A 21,263-nucleotide genomic window follows, 5' to 3' on the forward strand; every position below is an offset into this window, starting at 1 on the left:
TGCGTGCGCTTTACGCCCAGTAATTCCGATTAACGCTTGCACCCTCCGTATTACCGCGGCTGCTGGCACGGAGTTAGCCGGTGCTTCTTCTGCGAGTAACGTCAATTGCTGCGGTTATTAACCACAACACCTTCCTCCTCGCTGAAAGTACTTTACAACCCGAAGGCCTTCTTCATACACGCGGCATGGCTGCATCAGGCTTGCGCCCATTGTGCAATATTCCCCACTGCTGCCTCCCGTAGGAGTCTGGACCGTGTCTCAGTTCCAGTGTGGCTGGTCATCCTCTCAGACCAGCTAGGGATCGTCGCCTAGGTGAGCCGTTACCCCACCTACTAGCTAATCCCATCTGGGCACATCCGATGGCAAGAGGCCCGAAGGTCCCCCTCTTTGGTCTTGCGACGTTATGCGGTATTAGCTACCGTTTCCAGTAGTTATCCCCCTCCATCGGGCAGTTTCCCAGACATTACTCACCCGTCCGCCACTCGTCACCCAAGGAGCAAGCTCCTCTGTGCTACCGTTCGACTTGCATGTGTTAGGCCTGCCGCCAGCGTTCAATCTGAGCCATGATCAAACTCTTCAATTTAAGTTTGATGCTCGTGAATTAAACTTCGTAATGAATTACGTGTTCACTCAGAGACTTGGTATTCATTTTTCGTCTTGCGACGTTAAGAATCCGTATCTTCGAGTGCCCACACAGATTGTCTGATAAATTGTTAAAGAGCAGTGCCGCTTCGCTTTTTCTCAGCGGCGCGGGGTGTGCATATTACGCCATCCCGCTGCAGAGTCAAGCGTTTATTTTCGCTTTTCTCCGCTGACCCGGCGGTTTGTAATCCGTTGTTCCGTGTCAGTGGAGGCGCATTATAGGGAGTTATTTCAGGCTGACAAGTTAAAAATACAAAAAACTTATCAAGCGACTACTTTTCAACCATTACATTGATTTTTGCTTTGTTTTTAAACAAAAACGAGCCCCGCAGGGCTCGTTTATTGTCGTTTTGTGACTTACTGCACTGCCACAATGCGATCGTCATTCACTTCCAGCCGAATCGTTTTGCCTGGAATCAGCTCACCAGACAGAATTTGCTGCGCTAGCGGGTTTTCGATCTGTTGCTGGATAGCACGTTTGAGTGGACGTGCGCCATACACCGGATCGTAACCATTCGCACTCAGCAGTTTAAGCGCCTCGTCAGAGATATGAATTTCATAGCCACGCTCTTCCAGACGTTTGTACAGACGTTGCAGTTGGATCTGTGCAATAGAAGCAATGTGCTGCTCACCCAACGGATGGAATACAACAACTTCATCTATACGGTTGATGAATTCCGGGCGGAAATTATGGCTCACGACGCCCAGGACCATATCCTTCATGTGGCCGTAGTCCAGCTCACCGAAGCGTTCCTGAATCAGATCGGACCCCAGGTTCGAGGTCATGATGACAACCGTATTACGGAAGTCGACCGTTCTCCCCTGCCCGTCAGTCAGACGACCATCGTCAAGCACCTGCAACAGAATATTGAACACATCCGGGTGCGCTTTCTCCACTTCATCCAGCAGGATGACAGAGTAAGGACGGCGACGTACCGCTTCTGTCAGATATCCACCTTCTTCATAGCCGACATATCCCGGAGGCGCCCCGACCAGACGAGACACCGAGTGTTTCTCCATAAACTCGGACATATCGATACGCACCATGGCATCATCACTGTCGAACATAAAGTTTGCCAGCGCTTTGCACAGTTCAGTTTTACCGACACCGGTTGGGCCGAGGAACAAGAATGAACCAATCGGGCGATTTGGATCGGACAAGCCAGCACGGCTACGACGGATGGCGTTAGAAACGGCTTCCACCGCTTCGTTCTGGCCAATCACGCGGCTGTGCAACTGCTGCTCCATACGCAACAGTTTTTCCCGTTCGCCTTCCAGCATGCGAGCAACCGGGATACCGGTCCAGCGCGCCAGCACTTCTGCAATTTCTGCATCCGTGACTTTATTACGCAGCAGACGCATGGTTTTGCCTTCAGACTGGGTGGCTGCTTCCAGCTGTTTTTCCAGTTCAGGAATTTTGCCGTACTGCAGTTCAGACATCCGCGCCAGATCGCCGACGCGACGCGCCTGTTCGATGGCGATTTTCGCCTGCTCCAGCTCAGCCTTGATAGTTTGCGTTCCCGAGAGGGATGCTTTTTCAGCTTTCCACTCTTCTTCTAATTCAGAATACTGGCGCTCTTTATCGTCCAGCTCTTCGTTGAGCATATCGAGACGTTTTTTACTCGCCTCATCAGACTCTTTCATTAATGCCTGCTGTTCCAGTTTGAGCTGGATAATACGGCGGTCGAGTCTGTCGAGTTCCTCCGGCTTGGAGTCAATCTGCATACGAATGCTGGATGCCGCCTCATCGATAAGGTCGATAGCTTTGTCCGGCAACTGACGATCGGCAATATAGCGGTGAGACAGCGTAGCTGCCGCAACAATCGCCGGGTCAGTGATCTGCACATGGTGGTGCAGCTCATAACGTTCTTTCAGGCCACGCAGAATCGCAATGGTGTCTTCTACTGAAGGCTCGGCTACAAATACTTTCTGGAAACGACGTTCCAGCGCCGCATCTTTTTCGATGTACTGGCGATATTCATCAAGCGTTGTTGCGCCTACACAGTGCAGTTCCCCGCGTGCCAGCGCCGGTTTCAGCATGTTCCCGGCGTCCATTGCGCCATCGGCTTTACCCGCCCCAACCATGGTATGCAGCTCATCAATAAACAGGATGACATTGCCTTCCTGTTTCGAGAGATCGTTCAGCACGCCTTTTAAGCGTTCTTCAAACTCACCACGATATTTGGCCCCAGCCACCAGCGCGCCCATATCCAGCGCCAGCACACGGCGACCTTTTAAGCCTTCCGGCACTTCACCATTGATAATTCGTTGGGCCAGCCCTTCAACGATGGCCGTTTTACCAACACCTGGTTCGCCGATTAACACCGGGTTATTTTTAGTACGACGCTGCAGTACCTGAATGGTACGGCGAATTTCTTCATCACGGCCGATAACCGGATCGAGTTTGCCCTGCTCGGCACGTTCGGTCAGGTCGACGGTATATTTTTTCAAGGCCTGACGTTGGTCTTCAGCCCCCTGGTCATTCACGCTTTCACCTCCACGCATTTGTTCAATTGCCTGAGTGATATTCGCGGTCGTCGCACCTGCTGATTTTAGTAAATCGGTCAGCGTACCGCGTGACTCAAGCGCCGCCAGTACGAACAGTTCTGACGAAATAAAGTTGTCCCCACGTTTTTGCGCCAGCTTGTCGCAAAGATTCAGTACACGCACCAGATCCTGAGAAGGCTGCACATCACCGCCGGTACCTTCTACCTGCGGCAACCGGCTCAACGCCTGGTCAATGGCTGTACGTAACTGGCCAGCATTAATGCCAGCAGACGTTAATAAAGGACGTACCGATCCCCCTTCCTGATTCAGCAAGGCGCTCATTAGATGAAGTGGTTCGATGAATTGATTGTCGTGCCCCAATGCAAGTGACTGGGCATCGGCAAGAGCAAGCTGGAATTTATTAGTAAGACGATCCAGACGCATAACTCCTCCCATAACAGGTCAAAATTGCTACTGGAGATTAAATGAGGTCATCCCTCAATTATTCAAGGTGAATGACCTGAATTATGTGAAAAGAAAATTACACGTACCGGATCGTCTTGATTCTTTAGGTTATATCAGCCAAATAAAACTTGCCATACGACCCGTGGTATTGTCGCGACGATAAGAGAAGAACGTCTCACTTTCGCTGAAGGTGCAACGGTCGCCGCCGTAGATGTTCTCTACTCCGATATTTGCCAGACGCTGACGCGCAAGCTGGTAAATATTCGCCAGATATTTATCACCATGCGGTACAAATGCGAGGTCCGCTTGCGGATCTTTCGCCATGAACGCTGCGCGAACTTCTGCTCCCACTTCAAACGCGTTCGGGCCAATCGCCGGGCCTAGCCAGGCAATAATGTTTTCAGGTTTGTCGGCAAAACACGCCACCGTCTCTTCCAGCACGCCTGCGCATAATCCGCGCCAACCCGCATGTGCCGCCGCGACTTCCGTTCCAGCGCGATTGCAAAACAGCACCGGCAGACAGTCGGCCGTCATCACTGCACACACGGTGCCCGGCGTATTGCTGTAAGAAGCATCCGCACGTTTGGAGGCGTAAGGCTCGCCGGTCAGTTTCAGGACATCCTTACCGTGGACCTGCTCCAGCCAGACTGGCTTTGACGGCAGATTGCCCGCAGCAAACAGCCGCTTGCGGTTCTCTTCAACATGCTCCGGGTTGTCGCCGCAATGGGCGCCCAGATTCAGCGAATCATAAGGCGGCATGCTAACACCGCCAATACGGGTAGAACTACACGCCACAACACCTTGCGGTATCGGCCACTGCGGGACAATTAGCTTACTCATAGCCAGGCAATATCATCCTTATGTTCTTCGAAATCAGCGCGCATCACTTCAATCAATTGCACCATATCTTGTGGAATCGGTGCGTGCCATTCCATTTCGATACCTGAAATTGGGTGATATAAACGCAGCATAGTCGCGTGCAGCGCCTGACGATCGAACTTACGCAGAACGGAGATAAATTCGTCAGAAGCGCCTTTCGGTGGACGCGGACGACCCCCGTAGACCTGATCGCCCACCAGCGGATGGGTGATATGCGCCATGTGCACGCGGATCTGGTGCGTACGTCCGGTTTCCAGACGCAGCCGCAGACGCGTGTGCACACGGAAGTGTTCCATAATGCGATAGTGCGTCACCGCCGGTTTCCCCATCGGGTGTACCGCCATGTGCGTACGCTTGGTCGGGTGGCGGCTAATCGGTTCCTCAACGGTTCCGCCTGCCGTCATATGACCAATCGCCACGGCTTCGTACTCACGGGTAATTTCACGCAGTTGCAGCGACTCCACCAGACGCGTTTGCGCCGGAACGGTTTTTGCCACCACCATTAATCCGGTCGTGTCTTTATCCAGACGGTGCACGATACCAGCACGTGGAACATCCGCGATTGGCGGGTAGTAATGCAGTAATGCATTCAATACCGTGCCATCAGGATTACCGGCGCCCGGATGCACTACGAGGTCACGGGGTTTGTTGATGACAAGAATATCGTCATCTTCATAAACGATATCCAGTGGGATATCCTGAGGTTCAAAACGAACCTCTTCATCAATTTCTGCAGTGATGGAGACGCGCTCTCCACCCAACACTTTTTCTTTCGGTTTATCGCAAAGATTGCCATTTACCAGTACGCGCTGGTCAAGGATCCATTCTTTTATGCGCGATCGCGAATAATCAGGGAACAATTCGGCCAAAGCCTGATCTAAGCGTTGACCGAGCTGATTTTCGGAGACTGTTGCGGTGAGTTCTACTCGTTGTGCCATAAACTGCTTCTTCGTTTAACGTTGGGTTTTACGGCTTTGCCGTTTAATATAGTGTGCTATTGTAGCTGGTCTTAACCGGGAGCAGGAACAGAGAATCTCCCGTAAAACATTTTGAGGAAAGTCAAAACGTCATGACGCGCATGAAATATCTGGTGGCAGCAGCCACGTTGAGCCTGTTTTTGGCGGGTTGCTCTGGTTCAAAGGAAGAGGTGCCCGATAATCCGCCAAATGAAATCTACGCGACTGCTCAGCAAAAGCTGCAGGACGGTAACTGGAAACAGGCAATAACGCAATTAGAAGCGTTGGATAACCGTTATCCATTTGGACCGTATTCTCAGCAGGTGCAATTAGATCTCATCTACGCCTACTACAAAAACGCCGATCTGCCACTTGCTCAGGCTGCCATCGATCGTTTTATTCGTCTTAACCCGACACACCCTAACATTGATTATGTCATGTATATGCGTGGCCTGACCAATATGGCGTTGGATGATAGCGCACTGCAAGGATTCTTTGGTGTTGATCGCAGCGATCGCGATCCGCAACATGCCCGAGCTGCGTTTAATGACTTTTCCAAACTGGTACGTGGCTATCCGAACAGCCAGTACACCACTGACGCCACCAAACGTCTGGTATTCCTGAAAGACCGTCTGGCGAAGTATGAATATTCCGTTGTGGAATACTACACTGCCCGCGGTGCATGGGTTGCCGTGGTAAACCGTGTGGAAGGCATGCTGCGCGACTTCCCGGATACCCAGGCAACACGCAATGCCCTGCCGTTAATGGAAAATGCTTATCGCCAGATGCAGATGAATGCGCAGGCAGAAAAAGTAGCGAAAATCATTGCCGCCAACAGCAGCAATACCTGATTTATCTCAGAATGCAAACGGCAGCCCAAAGGCTGCCGTTTTTTTTATCCGTAAACGCCACAACTGAAGCGGTTTAGCTGCAACGCATCTCATCAAATATGGCCTGCTTTCAGGTATTCCTCAAGTAAAAAATCGCTTGTTCCTGCGGTGCCTCACAAAAAGGTTTTCTTGACAAAAAGCGACAAAAAAATGTGATTAATATCACACATTTTGACATTAGGAACGGTATGCTGGAATCACCAAGACGGGAAAGACAAGAGGTAAAATTTATGACAATGAACATTACCAGTAAACAAATGGAAATTACTCCGGCAATTCGCCAGCATGTCGCAGACCGTCTCGCCAAACTCGAAAAATGGCAAACTCATCTGATTAATCCACATATCATTCTGTCTAAGGAGCCGCAGGGTTTCATTGCTGATGCCACCATCAATACACCGAACGGACATCTGGTCGCCAGCGCAAAACACGAGGATATGTACACCGCAATTAACGATTTGATCAACAAGCTGGAACGGCAGCTCAATAAAGTGCAGCACAAAGGCGAAGCCCGTCGTGCAACAACTTCAGTCAAAGACGCCAACTTCGTCGAAGCAGAAGAAGAGTAGTCCCTTACATTGAGTGTATCGCCAACGCGCCTCCGGGCGCGTTTTTTGTTGACAGGGTGAAAACAGTACGGGTACTTTACTGACGTAGCCAAAGGAAAATTACATGAAACTTGTCCCGTTCTTCTTCGCATTCTTTTTTACCTTCCCCTGAATGGGAGGCGTTTCGTCGTGTGATAAAGAATGCGAAGACGAACAATAAGGCCTCCCACAACGGGGGGCCTTTTTTATTGATAACAAGAAAGGCAACACTATGACATCGGAAAACCCATTGCTGGCGCTGCGCGATAAGATCAGCACGCTGGATGAAAAATTACTGGCCCTGCTGGCTGAGCGACGTGGACTGGCCGTAGAAGTTGGCAAAGCTAAGCTGCTTTCACATCGTCCAGTTCGTGATATCGACCGTGAGCGCGATCTGTTGGACCGACTGATTCAGCTTGGCAAAGCACATCATCTTGATGCTCACTACATCACTCGCCTGTTCCAGCTCATAATCGAAGACTCCGTCCTGACTCAGCAGGCACTGCTCCAGCAGCATCTGAACAAAATTAACCCGCACTCAGCACGCGTTGCTTTCCTTGGGCCAAAAGGGTCATATTCTCATCTTGCCGCACGTCAGTATGCTGCCCGCCATTTTGAACAATTTATAGAAAGCGGCTGCGCGAAATTTGCCGATATCTTTAATCAGGTCGAAACCGGACAAGCTGACTACGCCGTGGTTCCGATTGAAAACACCAGTTCCGGTGGGATTAACGATGTTTACGACCTGCTACAGCACACCAGCCTGTCTATCGTTGGCGAGATGACTATCACGATTGACCACTGCCTACTGGTGTCCGGCACGACAGATCTCGAGACCATTGAAACGGTATATAGCCATCCGCAGCCATTCCAGCAGTGCAGCAAATTCCTGAGTCGTTACCCGCACTGGAAGATTGAGTACACCGAAAGCACCTCGGCGGCGATGGAAAAAGTTGCGCAGGCTAACTCACCGCGCGTGGCGGCTCTGGGGAGCGAAGCCGGAGGCGTACTATACGGTTTGCAGGTTCTCGAGCATATCGAAGCTAATCAGACGCAAAACATCACCCGCTTCGTGGTACTGGCGCGCAAGGCAATCAATGTTTCCGATCAGGTGCCAGCAAAAACCACGTTGCTGATGGCGACAGGACAACAAGCCGGTGCGCTGGTAGAAGCTCTGCTGGTACTGCGCAACCATAATCTGATTATGACTAAACTGGAGTCACGCCCGATTCACGGCAATCCGTGGGAGGAAATGTTTTATCTTGATATCCAGGCCAACCTGGAATCACCCCAGATGCAAAAAGCATTGAAGGAGTTAGGTGAGATTACGCGCTCGATGAAAGTACTTGGCTGCTATCCAAGTGAGAATGTGGTGCCGGTCGATCCAAGCTAACGCTTGACAATGCCGGATGGCGCTACGCTTATCCGGCATTCTATTTAGCCGATCCTTGTATGACTGATACAACGCATCAGCGTTGCCATCAAGCATCGTATTTATTGGCGACTATCGTTAGCCTGGCGCAACAAAGTACGGCTTTCGTTCTGGAAGCGTTTCGCATAATCACCAAACCAGTGCTCCACCTTACGGAAGCTGTCGATGAACGCTTGCTTATCGCCCTGCTCCAGTAAACCGATCGCCTCACCAAAACGTTGGTAGTAGCGTTTGATCAGCGCAAGGTTACTCTCAGACGACATAATGATATCGGCATAGAGCTGCGGATCCTGGGCAAACAGACGTCCGACCATCGCCAGTTCAAGGCGATAAATCGGCGAAGAGAGTGCCAGTAACTGCTCCAGTTGAACATTCTCTTCCGCTAAATGCAGACCGTAAGCAAAGGTCGCAAAGTGACGCAATGCCTGAATAAATGCCATGTTCTGATCGTGTTCAACAGCACTGATCCGATGCAGTCGCGCGCCCCACACCTGAATCTGTTCCAGAAACCACTGATAGGCTTCCGGCTGGCGTCCGTCACACCAGACGACGACCTGCTTTGCCAGACTGCCGCTGTCCGGGCCAAACATGGGGTGTAATCCCACCACCGGGCCGTCGTGCGCCGCCAGCATCGCCTGCAAAGGACCATTTTTCACCGAAGCCAGATCCACCAGGATGCAGTCGGACGGCAGACGCGGTAATTTGGCGATCACCTGCTCAGTGACGTGGATCGGCACGCTGACGATCACCATGCCAGCATCAGAGACGATCTCCGGCGCACGATCCCAGTCCTGCTGTTCCAGGATCCGTACCTGATAACCTGACAGGGTGAGCATTTTTTCGAACAGACGTCCCATCTGACCGCCGCCGCCGACAATCACCACCGGTCGCAGAGAAGGACAAAGCGTTTTAAATCCTTTGTCGTTCTCACTGGAGTAAGACTCGCGCATAACCCGGCGCAGCACATCTTCAATCAGGTCCGGCGGCACGCCAAGGGCTTCCGCTTCCGCCCGGCGGGAGGCCAGCATAGAGGCTTCCCGTTCCGGCACGTAGATAGGCAGCCCAAAGCGGCTTTTTACTTCACCGACTTCGGCCACCAGCTCCAGGCGACGTGCCAGTAAACCCAGCAGCGCCTTGTCGACTTCATCAATTTGATCGCGTAATGCGGTCAATTCAGCAACCATAACCAACCTCTTATGCTACACGCGCCGACAGCTGGCCGTTTAAATCCTGGCTAATTTCACGCAGTAGCGCATCCGTCATTTCCCAGCTAATGCAGGCATCAGTTACAGACACGCCGTATTTCATTTCGCTACGCGGCTGTTCAGAAGACTGGTTGCCTTCGTGAATATTACTTTCAATCATCAAGCCAATGATCGAGCGATTGCCATCTTTGATTTGTGCAATCACGGATTCAGCCACGGCAGGCTGGCGGCGGTAATCTTTATTGGAGTTACCATGACTGCAATCTACCATCAGAGAAGGTCGTAGTCCCGCCTGCTCCATCTCTTTTTCGCACTGGGCGACATCTGCCGGGCTGTAGTTCGGCGCTTTGCCACCGCGCAGGATCACGTGACCGTCCGGGTTACCCTGAGTTTGCAGCAGTGCAACCTGTCCGGCCTGGTTAATACCAACAAAGCGGTGCGACTGTGCCGCCGCGCGCATCGCGTTGATGGCGGTCGCCAGGCTACCGTCAGTACCGTTCTTAAAGCCGACCGGCATCGAAAGACCGGAAGCCATTTCGCGGTGAGTCTGCGATTCCGTGGTACGCGCACCGATTGCAGACCAGCTAAACAGATCGCCAAGGTATTGCGGGCTATTGGGATCCAGCGCTTCAGTTGCCAGCGGTAGTCCCATATTCACCAGTTCAAGCAGCAGCTGACGCGCAATTTTCAGGCCGGCTTCAACATCAAAAGAGCCATCCATATGAGGATCGTTAATTAACCCTTTCCAGCCGACGGTGGTACGGGGTTTTTCAAAATAGACGCGCATCACCAGGTAGAGGCTATCGCTGACCTCTGCGGCAAGGGCTTTAAACCGACGAGCGTACTCAATAGCCATTTCAGGATCGTGAATGGAACACGGGCCACATACCACCAGCAGGCGCGGATCGCGACCAGAGATAATATCTGAAATGGTTTTACGCGACTGGGAGATTTGCGCTTCTTGCGCCTGGCTCAGCGGGAATTCAGCTTTCAGCTGCTCCGGAGTCATCAGAACCTGTTCGTCGGTAATATGTACGTTGTTCAGCGCGTCTTTTTGCATGATGGTGATCCTGTTTAGCTCGTTTGCGATAGTTGATCCTCAGCGAGGAGGTGATAACGATAACACAACAGGTAAAGATTTCAATCCACAAACCGTAAATTTTAATTTACAGAATGCAATTTAATGACAGAACACGCCCTCTGTTGCGTACATTAAAATTTACACCATCCGATATTGAGATCCACTATGCTTAAAAAAACGAGGGAGTACAGGCAATGAAGCAACTCATCAGCACCCTATTTCTATTACTTCTTAGCGGATGTCAGATAGATCCTTATACCCACGCCCCCACATGGACGGGAACCGCCTGGTACGACGCCGGAATACAAGATGCCATTTCGGGGTATGCCGTTAAAGATAATGAAACTCTTGCCGACAACTACAATGACCCCGAAGTCGATCGTACGGAATATCTTAAGGGTTATGCCGAGGGACAACGTAAAATCTGCCAGCCGGATTTTGTTTACGCCAGAGGTTTGACCGGGAAAACCTTTCCCCCAAGTTGTGATACGGTCGAAAATATTGACCAGTTACACAGTGCCTGGCAAAAAGGAGCAAACGAAGGTGCTGCCTCAATAAGATTAAATTAAACAATAGCTTATATTTTATAAATTACTAAGATTTAACTTAAATTACTAATGGCTTTCCACCTGGCATAATGACGGCTTAGGAAAATAATGTTATTTTGTCCTAAATAATCTTGAATGTATTTCGACGTTTTACGGCAAACGCTGGTAGGTAACTATTCATGAGCTATTCTTACCGACTCATACTTCTACTGGCACTGCTCCTGACCGGATTACCGCTGTACGCCCAAAGCGTTACGGAAGAAGCAAAATCTGTACGCGCTATGGTTTCCGGCATCGTCAGTTATACGCGCTGGCCTGCACTGTCCGGGCCCCCCAAACTGTGTATTTTCTCTTCATCGCGTTTTTCCAGTGTCCTGGGAGATACCAGTGCCGGAGCATTACCCTATCTTCCCGTCATCATTCGTACGGAACAAGAAATATTAGTTTCGCAGTGTGATGGCTTTTATTTTGGAAAAGAATCCCCTACTTTTCAGGTGGAATTAAAGAATAAATATCCGTCTAAGGCATTGTTATTAATTGCCGAACAGAACCCCGAATGCGTTATTGGCAGCGCCTTTTGCCTCATAATTAAAGATGAAGATGTGAGATTTTCCGTAAATATGGATTCCCTTTCACGCAGTGGCGTAAGGGTCAGTCCGGACGTATTAATGCTTGCACGGAATCAGAAGCATGGATAAGGGCCATTCTCCCATAACACGCCCGACGTTTAAGCGGACATTACGGCGTATCAGCATAATCAGCGTTCTGGTAACTATGACGCTGATCTGGCTGCTGCTCAGCATTTCTTCGGTGCTGGCATTGAGACAGCATGCGCAAAAGAACCTGGATCTGACCGCTGCAACCATGACCCGCACGCTTGAAGCAGCATTAGTTTTTTCTGATGGCGTCGCAGCAACTGAAACGCTGGCAGCACTGGGCCAGCAGGGGCAATTTTCCGTTGCAGAAGTTCGTAATAAAAACCAGAAGGTGATCGCCACCTGGCGCTATAACGCGCAGGATACCACTGAAAAAATCAGCGGACTTATCAGCCACTGGCTGTTCCCACAACCGGTCACTCAACCTATTTTGCATAATGGCAACGTCATCGGCGAAGTACGATTGACTGCGCGCGATAGCGTTATCAGCCATTTCATCTATTTGTCACTTGCCGTCCTAACCGGGTGCATTCTGTTGGCCTCTGGCATTGCATTAATGCTCACTCGTTATTTACATAATGGCGTCGTGGAAGCCCTGCAAAATATAACCGAGGTGGTACATGATGTTCGTACCAACCGTAACTTTTCACGGCGCGTTTCAGAAGAGCGCATTGAAGAGTTTCACCTTTTTGCCCAGGATTTTAATAGTTTGCTGGATGAGATGGAGGAGTGGCAACTTAAACTGCAGGCAAAGAACGCCCAGCTTTTGCGTACGGCGCTACACGATCCGCTGACCGGCCTGGCGAATCGCGCCGCATTTCGCAGCAGCATTAACGCCCTGATGAATGACCATGCCGCCCACAGCAGCTCCGCACTGTTATTTCTTGATGGTGATAATTTTAAATTTATTAATGATACCTGGGGCCACGCAGCTGGGGATCGGGTCCTGATTGAAGTTGCAAACAGGCTGTCCGAGTTTGGTGGTAATCGACATCACCCCTACAGACTTGGCGGCGATGAGTTCGCTATGGTGCTGTACAGCGTTCACTCTGAATACGAAGTTCAGCGGATCTGCGCGGCACTATCACACGAGTTTAACCGACCTTTTGACCTGCATAACGGTCATCAGGCAAGCATGACACTCAGTATTGGTTTTGCGCTGACGTGGGAACATGCCTCTGCCGAGAAATTACAAGAACTTGCCGATAAAAATATGTATCAGGCCAAAAATTTGCGTTCTGAACGCATTATTAAAAAATAAGGACTTACACATGCTAAAACGTCTATCATCCCCGTTTCTTCTGCTTTTACTGATTTTGGCAGGCTGTCAGGCACCTCAGGGAAAATTTACCCCGGAGCAAATTGCAGCCATGAAATCGTACGGATTTACCGAAGCTTCCGGAGACTGGTCTCTTGGTCTGTCTGACAACATCCTGTTTGACAAAAACGACTATAAGCTCCGCCCTGAAAGTGAAAAGCAGATCCAGGAAATGGCATCCAAACTGGCAGCTACCGGGTTAAACCATGCGCGTATGGATGGCCATACCGATAACTACGGCGAAGACAGCTACAACGAAGCACTGTCGCTCAAACGCGCGAATGTGGTTGCCGATGCGTGGGCACAGGGCGCCAACATTCCCCGCACTAATCTGACAACGCAGGGACTCGGGAAGAAATACCCGATTGCCAGTAATCAGACGTCAAAAGGTCGTGCTGAAAACCGCCGGGTTGCAGTCGTGATCGCTACGCCGTAAAAGTCCTCAACTGGCTGCGCGGCGCGCAGCCATCCAATTGCAATGAAACAAAAGAGTAAGGTCGGAATAAAAAAAGGGCCAGCCTTTCGGCCAGCCCTTTTCTAACAGGATGTCGCTTGCGCGAATCTTAGTTAAGACGCTCTTTGATACGAGCAGACTTACCAGTGCGCTCACGCAGGTAGTACAGTTTAGCTTTACGAACAGCACCACGACGTTTAACAGCAATGCTGTCAACTACCGGAGAGTGAGTCTGGAAGACACGCTCAACGCCTTCGCCGTTGGAAATTTTACGAACAGTGAATGCAGAGTGCAGACCGCGGTTACGAATAGCGATAACCACGCCCTCGAATGCCTGCAGACGTTTTTTGGAACCTTCAACAACCCATACTTTCACTTCCACGGTATCACCCGGACGGAAGGAAGGTACGTCCTGCTTCATCTGCTCTTGTTCAAGTTGCTTAATAATGTTGCTCATAATTTAATCTCTTATCCTGGGTAAACTGATATTTGGGGGTCTCAGACCAGCCCATCATGTTTATGCTGCTGTTGTGCGTGTTCCATTTTGAACTCCGCCAGCAACCTTGCTTGCTCTTCAGTCAGAGCCAGGTTTTCCAGAAGTTCAGGTCTTCTAAGCCAGGTCCGGCCCAGCGACTGTTTTAAACGCCAGCGACGTATCTCAGCGTGGTTCCCCGACAGTAACACTGCCGGTACTTCCATCTGTTCTAACACTTCAGGTCGGGTATAGTGCGGGCAATCCAGCAACCCATCAGCAAACGAATCTTCGATTGCTGAAGCTTCATGACCCAGAACTCCCGGAATAAACCGAGAAACGGAGTCGATCAGCGTCATTGCCGGTAACTCACCACCGCTGAGAACGTAATCGCCGATTGACCATTCTTCGTCAATTTCGGTTTGAATCACGCGCTCATCTATTCCTTCATAGCGACCACACACCAGAATCAGCTTTTGATTCGTGGCCAGTTCGCTAACGCCCACTTGATCAAGCTTGCGTCCCTGAGGTGACAGATAAATCACCTTTGCGCCTTCACCAGCCGCAGCTTTTGCTGCATGAATGGCGTCCCGTAAAGGTTGCACCATCATTAACATCCCCGGTCCGCCGCCGTAAGGACGATCGTCCACGGTACGGTGTCGGTCATGAGTAAAGTCACGAGGACTCCAGCTCTGGATGTTCAGCAGGCCATTTTTTACTGCCCGGCCAGTTACCCCGTAATCGGTAATTGCGCGGAACATTTCTGGAAACAGGCTAACGATACCTATAAACACAAGCCAATCCCCATAACGCCGACTTTTACCGTTTATCCGGTGGTTTAAAAACCAGGATCCCAATCTACTTCGATAGTACGAGTAGCGAGATCGACTTTCTTGATAACCTGCCCATCGAGGAACGGTACAAGACGTTCCTTGATACCAAACGCATCTTTCAGGTTTGCCTTAATGACAATGACGTCATTCGAACCGGTTTCCATCATATCGACGACTTTACCGAGATCGTAACCTTCAGTGGTCACTACCTGGCAGCCCATAAGGTCTTTCCAGTAGTAGGAACCATCTTCCAGCGCTGGCAACTGCGAGGAATCCACGACAATTTCGCAATTAGTCAGTAGATTCGCCGAATCACGATCGTCAACGCCTTTCAGCTTGATGATCAGATCCTGATTGTGGTGCTTCCAGCTTTCCAGCTGTACTTGCTGCCACTGACCCGCCTTCTGGATAAACCAGGGCTGATAGTCAAAAATGCTTTCGGCGTCTTCAGTGGAAGAAAACACTCTGAGCCAACCACGGATACCGTAAGAAGACCCCATTTTCCCCAAAACGATGGGTTCCACAGGAGCCTGCGCGGCGAGTTGCTTGCTCATCATGACCACCGTGACAGATTAAGCTGCTTTGTTTGCTGCTTTGATCAGCGTAGCTACGCGATCAGAAATAGTCGCGCCCTGGCCAACCCAGTGAGCGATGCGATCCAGATCCAGGCGAGTGCCTTCTTCTTTTTCGCTAGCGATTGGGTTAAAGAAGCCAACGCGCTCGATGAAGCGACCGTTGCGTGCATTACGGCTGTCGGTAACAACAACCTGGTAGAACGGACGCTTTTTAGCGCCGTGACGAGCTAAACGAATAGTAACCATAACATCCTCTTGTGTGAATAAAACACCCAGGCCCCATCGAGGAACGGAGCCCGGGTGTCATATTAAAAGCCCGAAAATTTTACTGATTTCTGGGAAAAAAGCAATCAACATGTGATGAGGCTTTATACCAGGGCATTACCGTTGCAGCCAGTTTGGCGTCGGCGTGCGCGCAGAAAGCGGAACGTACATGCAGTATGTGAGCATTTCGAGCTCACCCCGGCGTCAAAAAGGCAAATTAGGTAGCCCGATATATTTATCTACCAGGGAAGCCTGGCGGCATCATACCCTTCATGCCACGCATCATCTTCGCCATACCGCCTTTCTTCATTTTCTTCATCATGCGCTGCATGTCGTCGAACTGTTTCAGAAGGCGGTTTACGTCCTGTACCTGCATACCGCAGCCGGCAGCAATACGGCGTTTACGGGAACCTTTGATGATTTCCGGTTTAGCGCGTTCTTTCATCGTCATCGAGTTGATGATGGCTTCCATACGCACCAGCACTTTATCGTCCATCTGCGATTTCACGTTGTCTGGGATCTGCCCCATGCCCGGCAGCTTGCCCATCAGGCTTGCCATGCCGCCCATGTTTTTCATCTGGTTGAGCTGCTCAAGGAAATCGTTGAGATCGAAGCCGTCGCCTTTTTTCAGCTTGCTGGCTAATTTCTCTGCCTGCGCGCGGTCGACCTTGCTTTCGATATCTTCGATCAGCGACAGCACGTCACCCATGCCGAGAATACGCGAAGCAATACGATCCGGGTGGAACGGCTCCAGCGCTTCGGTTTTCTCGCCAACGCCGAGGAATTTAATCGGCTTGCCGGTGATATGACGAATAGAGAGCGCCGCACCACCACGAGCATCACCATCAACTTTGGTCAGCACGACACCGGTTAACGGCAGCGCTTCGTTGAAGGCTTTTGCGGTATTCGCGGCATCCTGACCGGTCATGGCATCGACCACAAACAGCGTTTCAACCGGCTTAATAGAAGCGTGGACCTGTTTGATTTCGTCCATCATCGCTTCATCAACGTGCAGGCGACCGGCGGTATCCACCAGCAGCACGTCGTAGAATTTGAGTTTGGCTTCTTTCAGCGCGGCGTTAACGATATCGACCGGCTTCTGGCCGACATCCGACGGGAAGAAGTCCACACCGACCTGCTCGGCCAGCGTTTCCAGCTGTTTTATCGCCGCCGGGCGATAAACGTCCGCGGAGACCACCAGCACTTTCTTCTTGTGCTTCTCACGCAGGAATTTCCCCAGCTTACCGACGCTGGTCGTTTTACCCGCCCCCTGCAGACCAGCCATCAGCACAACGGCTGGCGGCTGTGCAGCCAGATTCAGGGTCTGGTTTTCTTCGCCCATTGCCGCAACCAGTTCGTTACGGACAATCTTGACGAACTCCTGACCCGGCGTCAGGCTTTTGTTAACTTCATGACCAACCGCTTTCTCTTTTACGCGATTGATAAACTCACGCACTACCGGCAGCGCTACGTCAGCCTCCAGCAGCGCCATGCGCACTTCGCGCAGCGTCTCTTTAACGTTGTCTTCAGTAAGGCGTCCACGGCCACTGATATTGCGCAGCGTGCGCGACAAACGATCGGTTAAATTATCAAACATTGTCTCTCGCCTGGGGTGGAAACGGTCGGTCGCGACAGCGACACATCAACAGAAATTTGTCGCAGTATAACATGAAGCCGCCTTTGTTGTTATGCAACGGTTGGAGCAGCGGTCACGTAACGCTATACTGCTTTTCTTTATCACTGGCCAACTGTCGACACCTATATGCCCGTTTTTGCTCTGCTCGCCCTTGTCGCCTACTCAGTCAGCCTTGCGCTGATTATTCCCGCTCTGCTGCAAAAAAACAGCGGCTGGCGGCGTATGGCTATTCTCTCTGCGGTCGTCGCGCTGGTAAGTCATGCTATCGCCCTGGAAGCGCGAATTCTGCCCGGCGGTGAAAGCGGACAAAACCTGAGTCTGTTGAACGTCGGCTCACTGGTTAGCCTGATGATCTGTACGGTAATGACTATCGTCGCTTCCCGCAATCGTGGCTGGCTATTGCTGCCCATTGTCTACGCCTTTGCGCTAATCAATCTGGCCTTCGCCACGTTTATGCCTAACGAGTTCATCACCCATCTCGAAGCTACGCCGGGCATGATGATTCACATTGGGCTATCGCTATTCGCTTACGCCACGCTGATTATCGCCGCACTGTATGCGCTGCAACTGGCATGGATCGACTACCAGTTGAAAAACAAAAAACTGGCCTTCAGCAATGAGATGCCGCCGCTAATGAGTATTGAGCGGAAAATGTTTCATATCACCCAAATTGGCGTGGTTCTGCTGACGCTCACCCTGTGCACTGGCCTGTTTTACATGCATAACCTGTTCAGTACCGAGAACATTGATAAAGCCGTTCTCTCTATCGTGGCATGGTTTGTCTATATCGTTCTGTTGTGGGGGCATTACCATGAAGGCTGGCGCGGACGTCGCGTCGTATGGTTTAACGTCGCAGGCGCAGGCATTCTAACGCTGGCCTATTTCGGCAGTCGTATCCTGCAGCAGTTCGTGAGTTAAATCTTTAAGGAACCCTACGTGGAACACATCTCCACCACCACGCTCATTGTCACGCTTCTCATCATGGTGGTCATTTCCGCCTATTTTTCCGGTTCTGAAACCGGAATGATGACCCTGAATCGCTATCGTCTACGTCATCGGGCCAAGCAGGGGAATCGTCAGGCAAAACGCGTTGAAAAGCTACTTCGTAAGCCGGACCGCCTGATAAGCCTGGTGCTCATCGGTAATAATCTGGTGAATATTCTGGCCTCCGCGCTCGGCACCATTGTCGGTATGCGCCTGTATGGCGATGCGGGTGTCGCTATTGCCACTGGGGTACTGACGTTTGTCGTGCTGGTTTTTGCCGAAGTACTGCCCAAAACTATTGCAGCACTTTATCCGGAAAAAGTCGCCTATCCGAGCAGTGTACTGCTGGCTCCACTGCAGATTCTGATGATGCCGTTGGTGTGGCTACTCAACACCATCACGCGGCTACTTATGCGCATGATGGGCATCAAAACGGATATCGTGGTGAGCGGTTCGCTGAGTAAAGATGAACTGCGAACGCTGGTGAATGAATCGCGCTCGCAAATTTCACGCCGTAACCAGGATATGCTTCTGTCAGTGCTGGATCTGGAAAAAGTCAGCGTCGATGACATCATGATCCCGCGTAACGAAATCATCGGCATTGATATTAACGATGACTGGAAGTCAATCGTGCGTCAGCTTTCGCACTCTCCACACGGCCGTATTGTGCTGTACCGCGACTCGCTGGACGACGCCATCAGTATGCTGCGCGTACGTGAAGCCTGGCGATTGATGGCAGAGAAAAAAGAGTTCACCAAAGAGACCATGTTACGTGCCGCCGACGAAATTTATTACGTCCCGGAAGGTACGCCTCTCAGCACCCAGCTCATTAAGTTTCAGCGAAACAAGAAGAAAGTGGGTCTGGTTGTTAATGAATATGGCGATATTCAGGGGCTGGTCACGGTCGAAGATATTCTGGAAGAGATTGTCGGCGACTTCACCACTTCAATGTCACCCACGCTTGCCGAAGAGGTAACACCGCAGAATGATGGCTCGGTGATCATTGACGGCAGCGCCAACGTTCGTGAAATCAATAAGGCGTTTAACTGGCACCTGCCGGAAGATGACGCACGTACCGTGAATGGTATTATTCTTGAAGCGCTGGAAGAGATCCCGGTTGCTGGCACACGTGTGCGTATTGGACAGTACGATATCGATATTCTCGACGTGCAGGACAATATGATTAAACAGGTGCAGGTATTGCCGGTCAAACCGCTACGGGAAAGCGTGTCGGACCAGTGAGAGTAATTCAGGCCGGGTAGCGCGTGAGCATTACCCGGCCTGAAGGCTGATTAGCCTTTGGCTTTCGCCACAGAGACCATCGCGGCGCGGATGGTACGTCCGTTCAGGGTATAGCCTTTCTGCATTACCATCAGCACATTACCGGCGGCAACGTCGTCAGACTCTACCATTGCAATTGCCTGGTGCACGTTCGGGTCCATCGGCACATCGATATCCGCAACCACCTGTACACCAAACTTCGCCACGACATCCAGCATTGACTTACGGGTCAGCTCAATACCTTCAACCATCGCCGCCATAGCGTCATTATCTTTATCCGCAACTTCCAGCGCGCGGTCCAGGCTATCCAGCACCGGCAGCAGTTCGTTGACGAATTTTTCCAGCGCAAACTTATGCGCTTTTTCTACGTCCAGTTCGGTACGACGACGCAGGTTTTCCATTTCCGCTTTGATACGCAACACGCTGTCGCGCTCGCGAGTTTCGGCCTCAGCAAGCTGAGCTTCCAGATTCGCAATTTTTTCATCGCGCGGATCCACCTGCTCAGCAGAAGCGTCTGATTCAACCGCCTCAACTTCTTCGTGCTGATCCATGATAATTTCTTCCGGGGCTTGCCCCTCAGGCGTTTTCTGTTCTTTACTACTCATGAATTTCTCCGCGTTTTTTTCGCATTCATCTCGCTAACTTGGCTTATTATGGGGATCAGATTCAGGGATTCAAGGGAAGTACTCACATTGTCACTAATCTTCGTTACAAGGACCTCGAGAAAATGAACAAACATTTCAAGTGTATTGGCATTGTGGGGCATCCACGTCACCCCACTGCACTGACCACACATGAAATGCTCTACCGTTGGCTGTGCACCAAAGGTTATGAGGTTATCGTTGAGCAACAAATCGCCCACGAACTGCAGCTGAAAAATGTGAAAACCGGTACGCTCGCAGAAATTGGCCAACAGGCAGACCTCGCCGTGGTAGTCGGCGGCGACGGCAATATGCTGGGCGCCGCACGCACCCTGGCACGTTATGACATCAAGGTTATTGGCATTAACCGCGGCAACCTCGGTTTTTTGACCGACCTTGACCCAGACAATGCCCAGCAACAGTTAGCTGACGTGCTGGAAGGCCACTACATCAGCGAAAAGCGCTTTTTACTCGAAGCTCAGGTGTGTCAACAGGATTGCCAGAAGCGCATTAGCACTGCCATCAATGAAGTTGTGCTGCACCCTGGGAAAGTGGCGCACATGATTGAATTTGAAGTCTATATCGATGAAATTTTTGCCTTCTCCCAACGTTCAGATGGGCTGATTATCTCCACGCCGACCGGCTCTACCGCCTACTCGCTCTCTGCCGGAGGCCCAATTCTGACGCCTTCTCTGGATGCCATTACGCTGGTACCCATGTTTCCGCATACGCTTTCCGCGCGACCGCTGGTGATCAACAGTAGCAGCACCATTCGCCTGCGCTTTTCTCATCGCCGTAACGATCTGGAGATCAGCTGTGACAGCCAAATCGCCCTACCTATACAGGAAGGTGAAGACGTATTGATTCGCCGCTGTGATTATCATCTGAACCTGATACATCCAAAAGATTACAGCTATTTCAACACATTAAGCACTAAGCTTGGTTGGTCAAAAAAATTATTCTAATTTAACGCTAAC

Annotated in this window: 22 protein-coding genes, 1 rRNA gene and 1 other annotated feature; of the genes, 11 read left to right on the forward strand and 12 right to left on the reverse strand. The window is 51.0% G+C overall.

Going from position 1 to position 21,263, the window contains the following annotated elements:
• The 4 genes from WC7_RS0124620 to rluD form a co-directional block, all read right to left on the reverse strand.
• A 16S ribosomal RNA gene (locus tag WC7_RS0124620) occupies positions 1-583 on the reverse strand; the annotation flags it as partial.
• A gap of 416 nt (positions 584-999) precedes the next feature.
• Positions 1,000-3,573, reverse strand: a complete 2,574-nt coding sequence (gene clpB / locus WC7_RS08500; RefSeq protein ID WP_016154061.1) for an ATP-dependent chaperone ClpB — start codon at positions 3,571-3,573, stop codon at positions 1,000-1,002.
• Between the two features lie 129 nt (positions 3,574-3,702).
• Positions 3,703-4,434, reverse strand: a complete 732-nt coding sequence (gene yfiH / locus WC7_RS08495; protein WP_016154062.1) for a purine nucleoside phosphorylase YfiH — start codon at positions 4,432-4,434, stop codon at positions 3,703-3,705.
• The gene (gene rluD, locus WC7_RS08490; protein WP_016154063.1) at positions 4,431-5,411 is read right to left on the reverse strand and encodes a 23S rRNA pseudouridine(1911/1915/1917) synthase RluD; all 981 of its coding nucleotides are present in this window, start codon (positions 5,409-5,411) and stop codon (positions 4,431-4,433) included. The genes yfiH and rluD overlap by 4 nt, the downstream gene beginning before the upstream one ends.
• Positions 5,412-5,542: 131 nt before the next feature.
• Here rluD and bamD point away from each other — a divergent pair, with 131 nt between their 5' ends.
• The 4 genes from bamD to pheA all read left to right on the forward strand — a co-directional run bounded on the left by bamD (position 5,543) and on the right by pheA (position 8,299).
• Positions 5,543-6,280, forward strand: a complete 738-nt coding sequence (bamD, locus tag WC7_RS08485) for an outer membrane protein assembly factor BamD (protein WP_016154064.1) — start codon at positions 5,543-5,545, stop codon at positions 6,278-6,280.
• A 269-nt stretch (positions 6,281-6,549) separates the two neighbouring features.
• The gene (raiA, locus tag WC7_RS08480) at positions 6,550-6,888 is read left to right on the forward strand and encodes a ribosome-associated translation inhibitor RaiA (protein WP_003031244.1); all 339 of its coding nucleotides are present in this window, start codon (positions 6,550-6,552) and stop codon (positions 6,886-6,888) included.
• 102 nt (positions 6,889-6,990) lie between these two features.
• Positions 6,991-7,116 (forward strand) — a sequence feature (Phe leader region).
• Positions 6,992-7,039, forward strand: coding sequence for a pheA operon leader peptide PheL (gene pheL / locus WC7_RS26770; RefSeq protein WP_100250063.1), 48 nt, complete (start codon positions 6,992-6,994; stop codon positions 7,037-7,039). It overlaps the preceding feature by 48 nt.
• A 22-nt stretch (positions 7,117-7,138) precedes the next feature.
• Entirely contained in the window at positions 7,139-8,299 is a 1,161-nt protein-coding gene (pheA, locus tag WC7_RS08475; RefSeq protein ID WP_016154065.1) for a bifunctional chorismate mutase/prephenate dehydratase, read from the forward strand.
• Between the two features lie 101 nt (positions 8,300-8,400).
• Here pheA and tyrA read toward each other — a convergent pair whose 3' ends face one another.
• Positions 8,401-9,522: a bifunctional chorismate mutase/prephenate dehydrogenase gene (tyrA, locus tag WC7_RS08470; RefSeq protein ID WP_016154066.1), complete on the reverse strand. Its 1,122-nt coding sequence runs from the start codon at positions 9,520-9,522 to the stop codon at positions 8,401-8,403.
• 10 nt (positions 9,523-9,532) lie between these two features.
• Positions 9,533-10,603 (reverse strand): 3-deoxy-7-phosphoheptulonate synthase AroF, encoded by a 1,071-nt coding sequence (aroF, locus tag WC7_RS08465; protein ID WP_016154067.1) that lies wholly within the window; start codon positions 10,601-10,603, stop codon positions 9,533-9,535.
• 215 nt (positions 10,604-10,818) lie between these two features.
• Here aroF and WC7_RS08460 point away from each other — a divergent pair, with 215 nt between their 5' ends.
• The 4 genes from WC7_RS08460 (at position 10,819) to WC7_RS08445 (ending at position 13,582) form a co-directional block, all read left to right on the forward strand.
• The gene (locus tag WC7_RS08460) at positions 10,819-11,193 is read left to right on the forward strand and encodes a DUF2799 domain-containing protein (protein WP_016154068.1); all 375 of its coding nucleotides are present in this window, start codon (positions 10,819-10,821) and stop codon (positions 11,191-11,193) included.
• A gap of 158 nt (positions 11,194-11,351) precedes the next feature.
• A complete protein-coding gene (locus WC7_RS08455; protein WP_016154069.1) occupies positions 11,352-11,870 on the forward strand; it encodes a regulatory sequestration protein YfiR in 519 nt (172 codons plus the stop codon).
• Positions 11,863-13,089, forward strand: coding sequence for a diguanylate cyclase DgcN/YfiN (gene dgcN, locus WC7_RS08450; RefSeq protein ID WP_016154070.1), 1,227 nt, complete (start codon positions 11,863-11,865; stop codon positions 13,087-13,089). Before WC7_RS08455 ends, dgcN begins: the two co-directional genes overlap by 8 nt.
• 10 nt (positions 13,090-13,099) lie before the next feature.
• Positions 13,100-13,582: an OmpA family protein gene (locus WC7_RS08445; protein WP_016154071.1), complete on the forward strand. Its 483-nt coding sequence runs from the start codon at positions 13,100-13,102 to the stop codon at positions 13,580-13,582.
• Positions 13,583-13,709: 127 nt separating this feature from the next.
• Here the strand turns inward: WC7_RS08445 and rplS are convergent, their stop codons facing one another.
• The 5 genes from rplS to ffh all read right to left on the reverse strand — a co-directional run bounded on the left by rplS (position 13,710) and on the right by ffh (position 17,341).
• Complete coding sequence (gene rplS / locus WC7_RS08440) at positions 13,710-14,057, reverse strand: 50S ribosomal protein L19 (protein ID WP_002914145.1); 348 nt, start codon at positions 14,055-14,057, stop codon at positions 13,710-13,712.
• Between the two features lie 41 nt (positions 14,058-14,098).
• Positions 14,099-14,866: a tRNA (guanosine(37)-N1)-methyltransferase TrmD gene (trmD, locus tag WC7_RS08435; RefSeq protein WP_016154072.1), complete on the reverse strand. Its 768-nt coding sequence runs from the start codon at positions 14,864-14,866 to the stop codon at positions 14,099-14,101.
• 44 nt (positions 14,867-14,910) lie between these two features.
• Positions 14,911-15,459, reverse strand: a complete 549-nt coding sequence (rimM, locus tag WC7_RS08430) for a ribosome maturation factor RimM (protein WP_003031230.1) — start codon at positions 15,457-15,459, stop codon at positions 14,911-14,913.
• An 18-nt stretch (positions 15,460-15,477) separates the two neighbouring features.
• On the reverse strand, positions 15,478-15,726 hold the full coding sequence (gene rpsP / locus WC7_RS08425) for a 30S ribosomal protein S16 (RefSeq protein WP_003031228.1): 249 nt from the start codon (positions 15,724-15,726) through the stop codon (positions 15,478-15,480).
• A gap of 253 nt (positions 15,727-15,979) precedes the next feature.
• Positions 15,980-17,341 (reverse strand): signal recognition particle protein, encoded by a 1,362-nt coding sequence (gene ffh, locus WC7_RS08420; RefSeq protein WP_003031226.1) that lies wholly within the window; start codon positions 17,339-17,341, stop codon positions 15,980-15,982.
• Positions 17,342-17,506: 165 nt separating this feature from the next.
• On the opposite strand from ffh, the gene WC7_RS08415 reads away from it, so the two are divergent.
• On the forward strand, positions 17,507-18,298 hold the full coding sequence (locus WC7_RS08415; RefSeq protein ID WP_003031224.1) for a cytochrome C assembly family protein: 792 nt from the start codon (positions 17,507-17,509) through the stop codon (positions 18,296-18,298).
• A gap of 18 nt (positions 18,299-18,316) precedes the next feature.
• Entirely contained in the window at positions 18,317-19,606 is a 1,290-nt protein-coding gene (locus WC7_RS08410) for an HlyC/CorC family transporter (RefSeq protein WP_008324538.1), read from the forward strand.
• 50 nt (positions 19,607-19,656) lie between these two features.
• Here the strand turns inward: WC7_RS08410 and grpE are convergent, their stop codons facing one another.
• Positions 19,657-20,250, reverse strand: a complete 594-nt coding sequence (gene grpE / locus WC7_RS08405) for a nucleotide exchange factor GrpE (protein ID WP_003031221.1) — start codon at positions 20,248-20,250, stop codon at positions 19,657-19,659.
• Positions 20,251-20,372: 122 nt separating this feature from the next.
• On the opposite strand from grpE, the gene nadK reads away from it, so the two are divergent.
• Positions 20,373-21,251, forward strand: a complete 879-nt coding sequence (gene nadK, locus WC7_RS08400) for an NAD(+) kinase (RefSeq protein ID WP_016154073.1) — start codon at positions 20,373-20,375, stop codon at positions 21,249-21,251.
• The last annotated feature ends 12 nt before the right edge of the window (positions 21,252-21,263 follow it).

The organism is Citrobacter sp. KTE151 (genome assembly GCF_000398845.1).
Taxonomy (GTDB): domain Bacteria; phylum Pseudomonadota; class Gammaproteobacteria; order Enterobacterales; family Enterobacteriaceae; genus Citrobacter; species Citrobacter braakii.

Excerpts from the sequence above, each read along its gene's own strand:
- ffh (WP_003031226.1), bottom strand. The coding sequence starts at position 17,341 with ATGTTTGATAATTTAACCGATCGTTTGTCGCGCACGCTGCGCAATATC.
- nadK (WP_016154073.1), top strand. The coding sequence starts at position 20,373 with ATGAACAAACATTTCAAGTGTATTGGCATTGTGGGGCATCCACGTCAC.
- WC7_RS08460 (WP_016154068.1), top strand. The coding sequence starts at position 10,819 with ATGAAGCAACTCATCAGCACCCTATTTCTATTACTTCTTAGCGGATGT.
- WC7_RS08455 (WP_016154069.1), top strand. The coding sequence starts at position 11,352 with ATGAGCTATTCTTACCGACTCATACTTCTACTGGCACTGCTCCTGACC.
- pheA (WP_016154065.1), top strand. The coding sequence starts at position 7,139 with ATGACATCGGAAAACCCATTGCTGGCGCTGCGCGATAAGATCAGCACG.
- WC7_RS08445 (WP_016154071.1), top strand. The coding sequence starts at position 13,100 with ATGCTAAAACGTCTATCATCCCCGTTTCTTCTGCTTTTACTGATTTTG.
- dgcN (WP_016154070.1), top strand. The coding sequence starts at position 11,863 with ATGGATAAGGGCCATTCTCCCATAACACGCCCGACGTTTAAGCGGACA.
- rluD (WP_016154063.1), bottom strand. The coding sequence starts at position 5,411 with ATGGCACAACGAGTAGAACTCACCGCAACAGTCTCCGAAAATCAGCTC.
- tyrA (WP_016154066.1), bottom strand. The coding sequence starts at position 9,522 with ATGGTTGCTGAATTGACCGCATTACGCGATCAAATTGATGAAGTCGAC.
- grpE (WP_003031221.1), bottom strand. The coding sequence starts at position 20,250 with ATGAGTAGTAAAGAACAGAAAACGCCTGAGGGGCAAGCCCCGGAAGAA.
- rimM (WP_003031230.1), bottom strand. The coding sequence starts at position 15,459 with ATGAGCAAGCAACTCGCCGCGCAGGCTCCTGTGGAACCCATCGTTTTG.
- aroF (WP_016154067.1), bottom strand. The coding sequence starts at position 10,603 with ATGCAAAAAGACGCGCTGAACAACGTACATATTACCGACGAACAGGTT.
- yfiH (WP_016154062.1), bottom strand. The coding sequence starts at position 4,434 with ATGAGTAAGCTAATTGTCCCGCAGTGGCCGATACCGCAAGGTGTTGTG.
- raiA (WP_003031244.1), top strand. The coding sequence starts at position 6,550 with ATGACAATGAACATTACCAGTAAACAAATGGAAATTACTCCGGCAATT.
- WC7_RS08415 (WP_003031224.1), top strand. The coding sequence starts at position 17,507 with ATGCCCGTTTTTGCTCTGCTCGCCCTTGTCGCCTACTCAGTCAGCCTT.
- clpB (WP_016154061.1), bottom strand. The coding sequence starts at position 3,573 with ATGCGTCTGGATCGTCTTACTAATAAATTCCAGCTTGCTCTTGCCGAT.
- rpsP (WP_003031228.1), bottom strand. The coding sequence starts at position 15,726 with ATGGTTACTATTCGTTTAGCTCGTCACGGCGCTAAAAAGCGTCCGTTC.
- rplS (WP_002914145.1), bottom strand. The coding sequence starts at position 14,057 with ATGAGCAACATTATTAAGCAACTTGAACAAGAGCAGATGAAGCAGGAC.
- bamD (WP_016154064.1), top strand. The coding sequence starts at position 5,543 with ATGACGCGCATGAAATATCTGGTGGCAGCAGCCACGTTGAGCCTGTTT.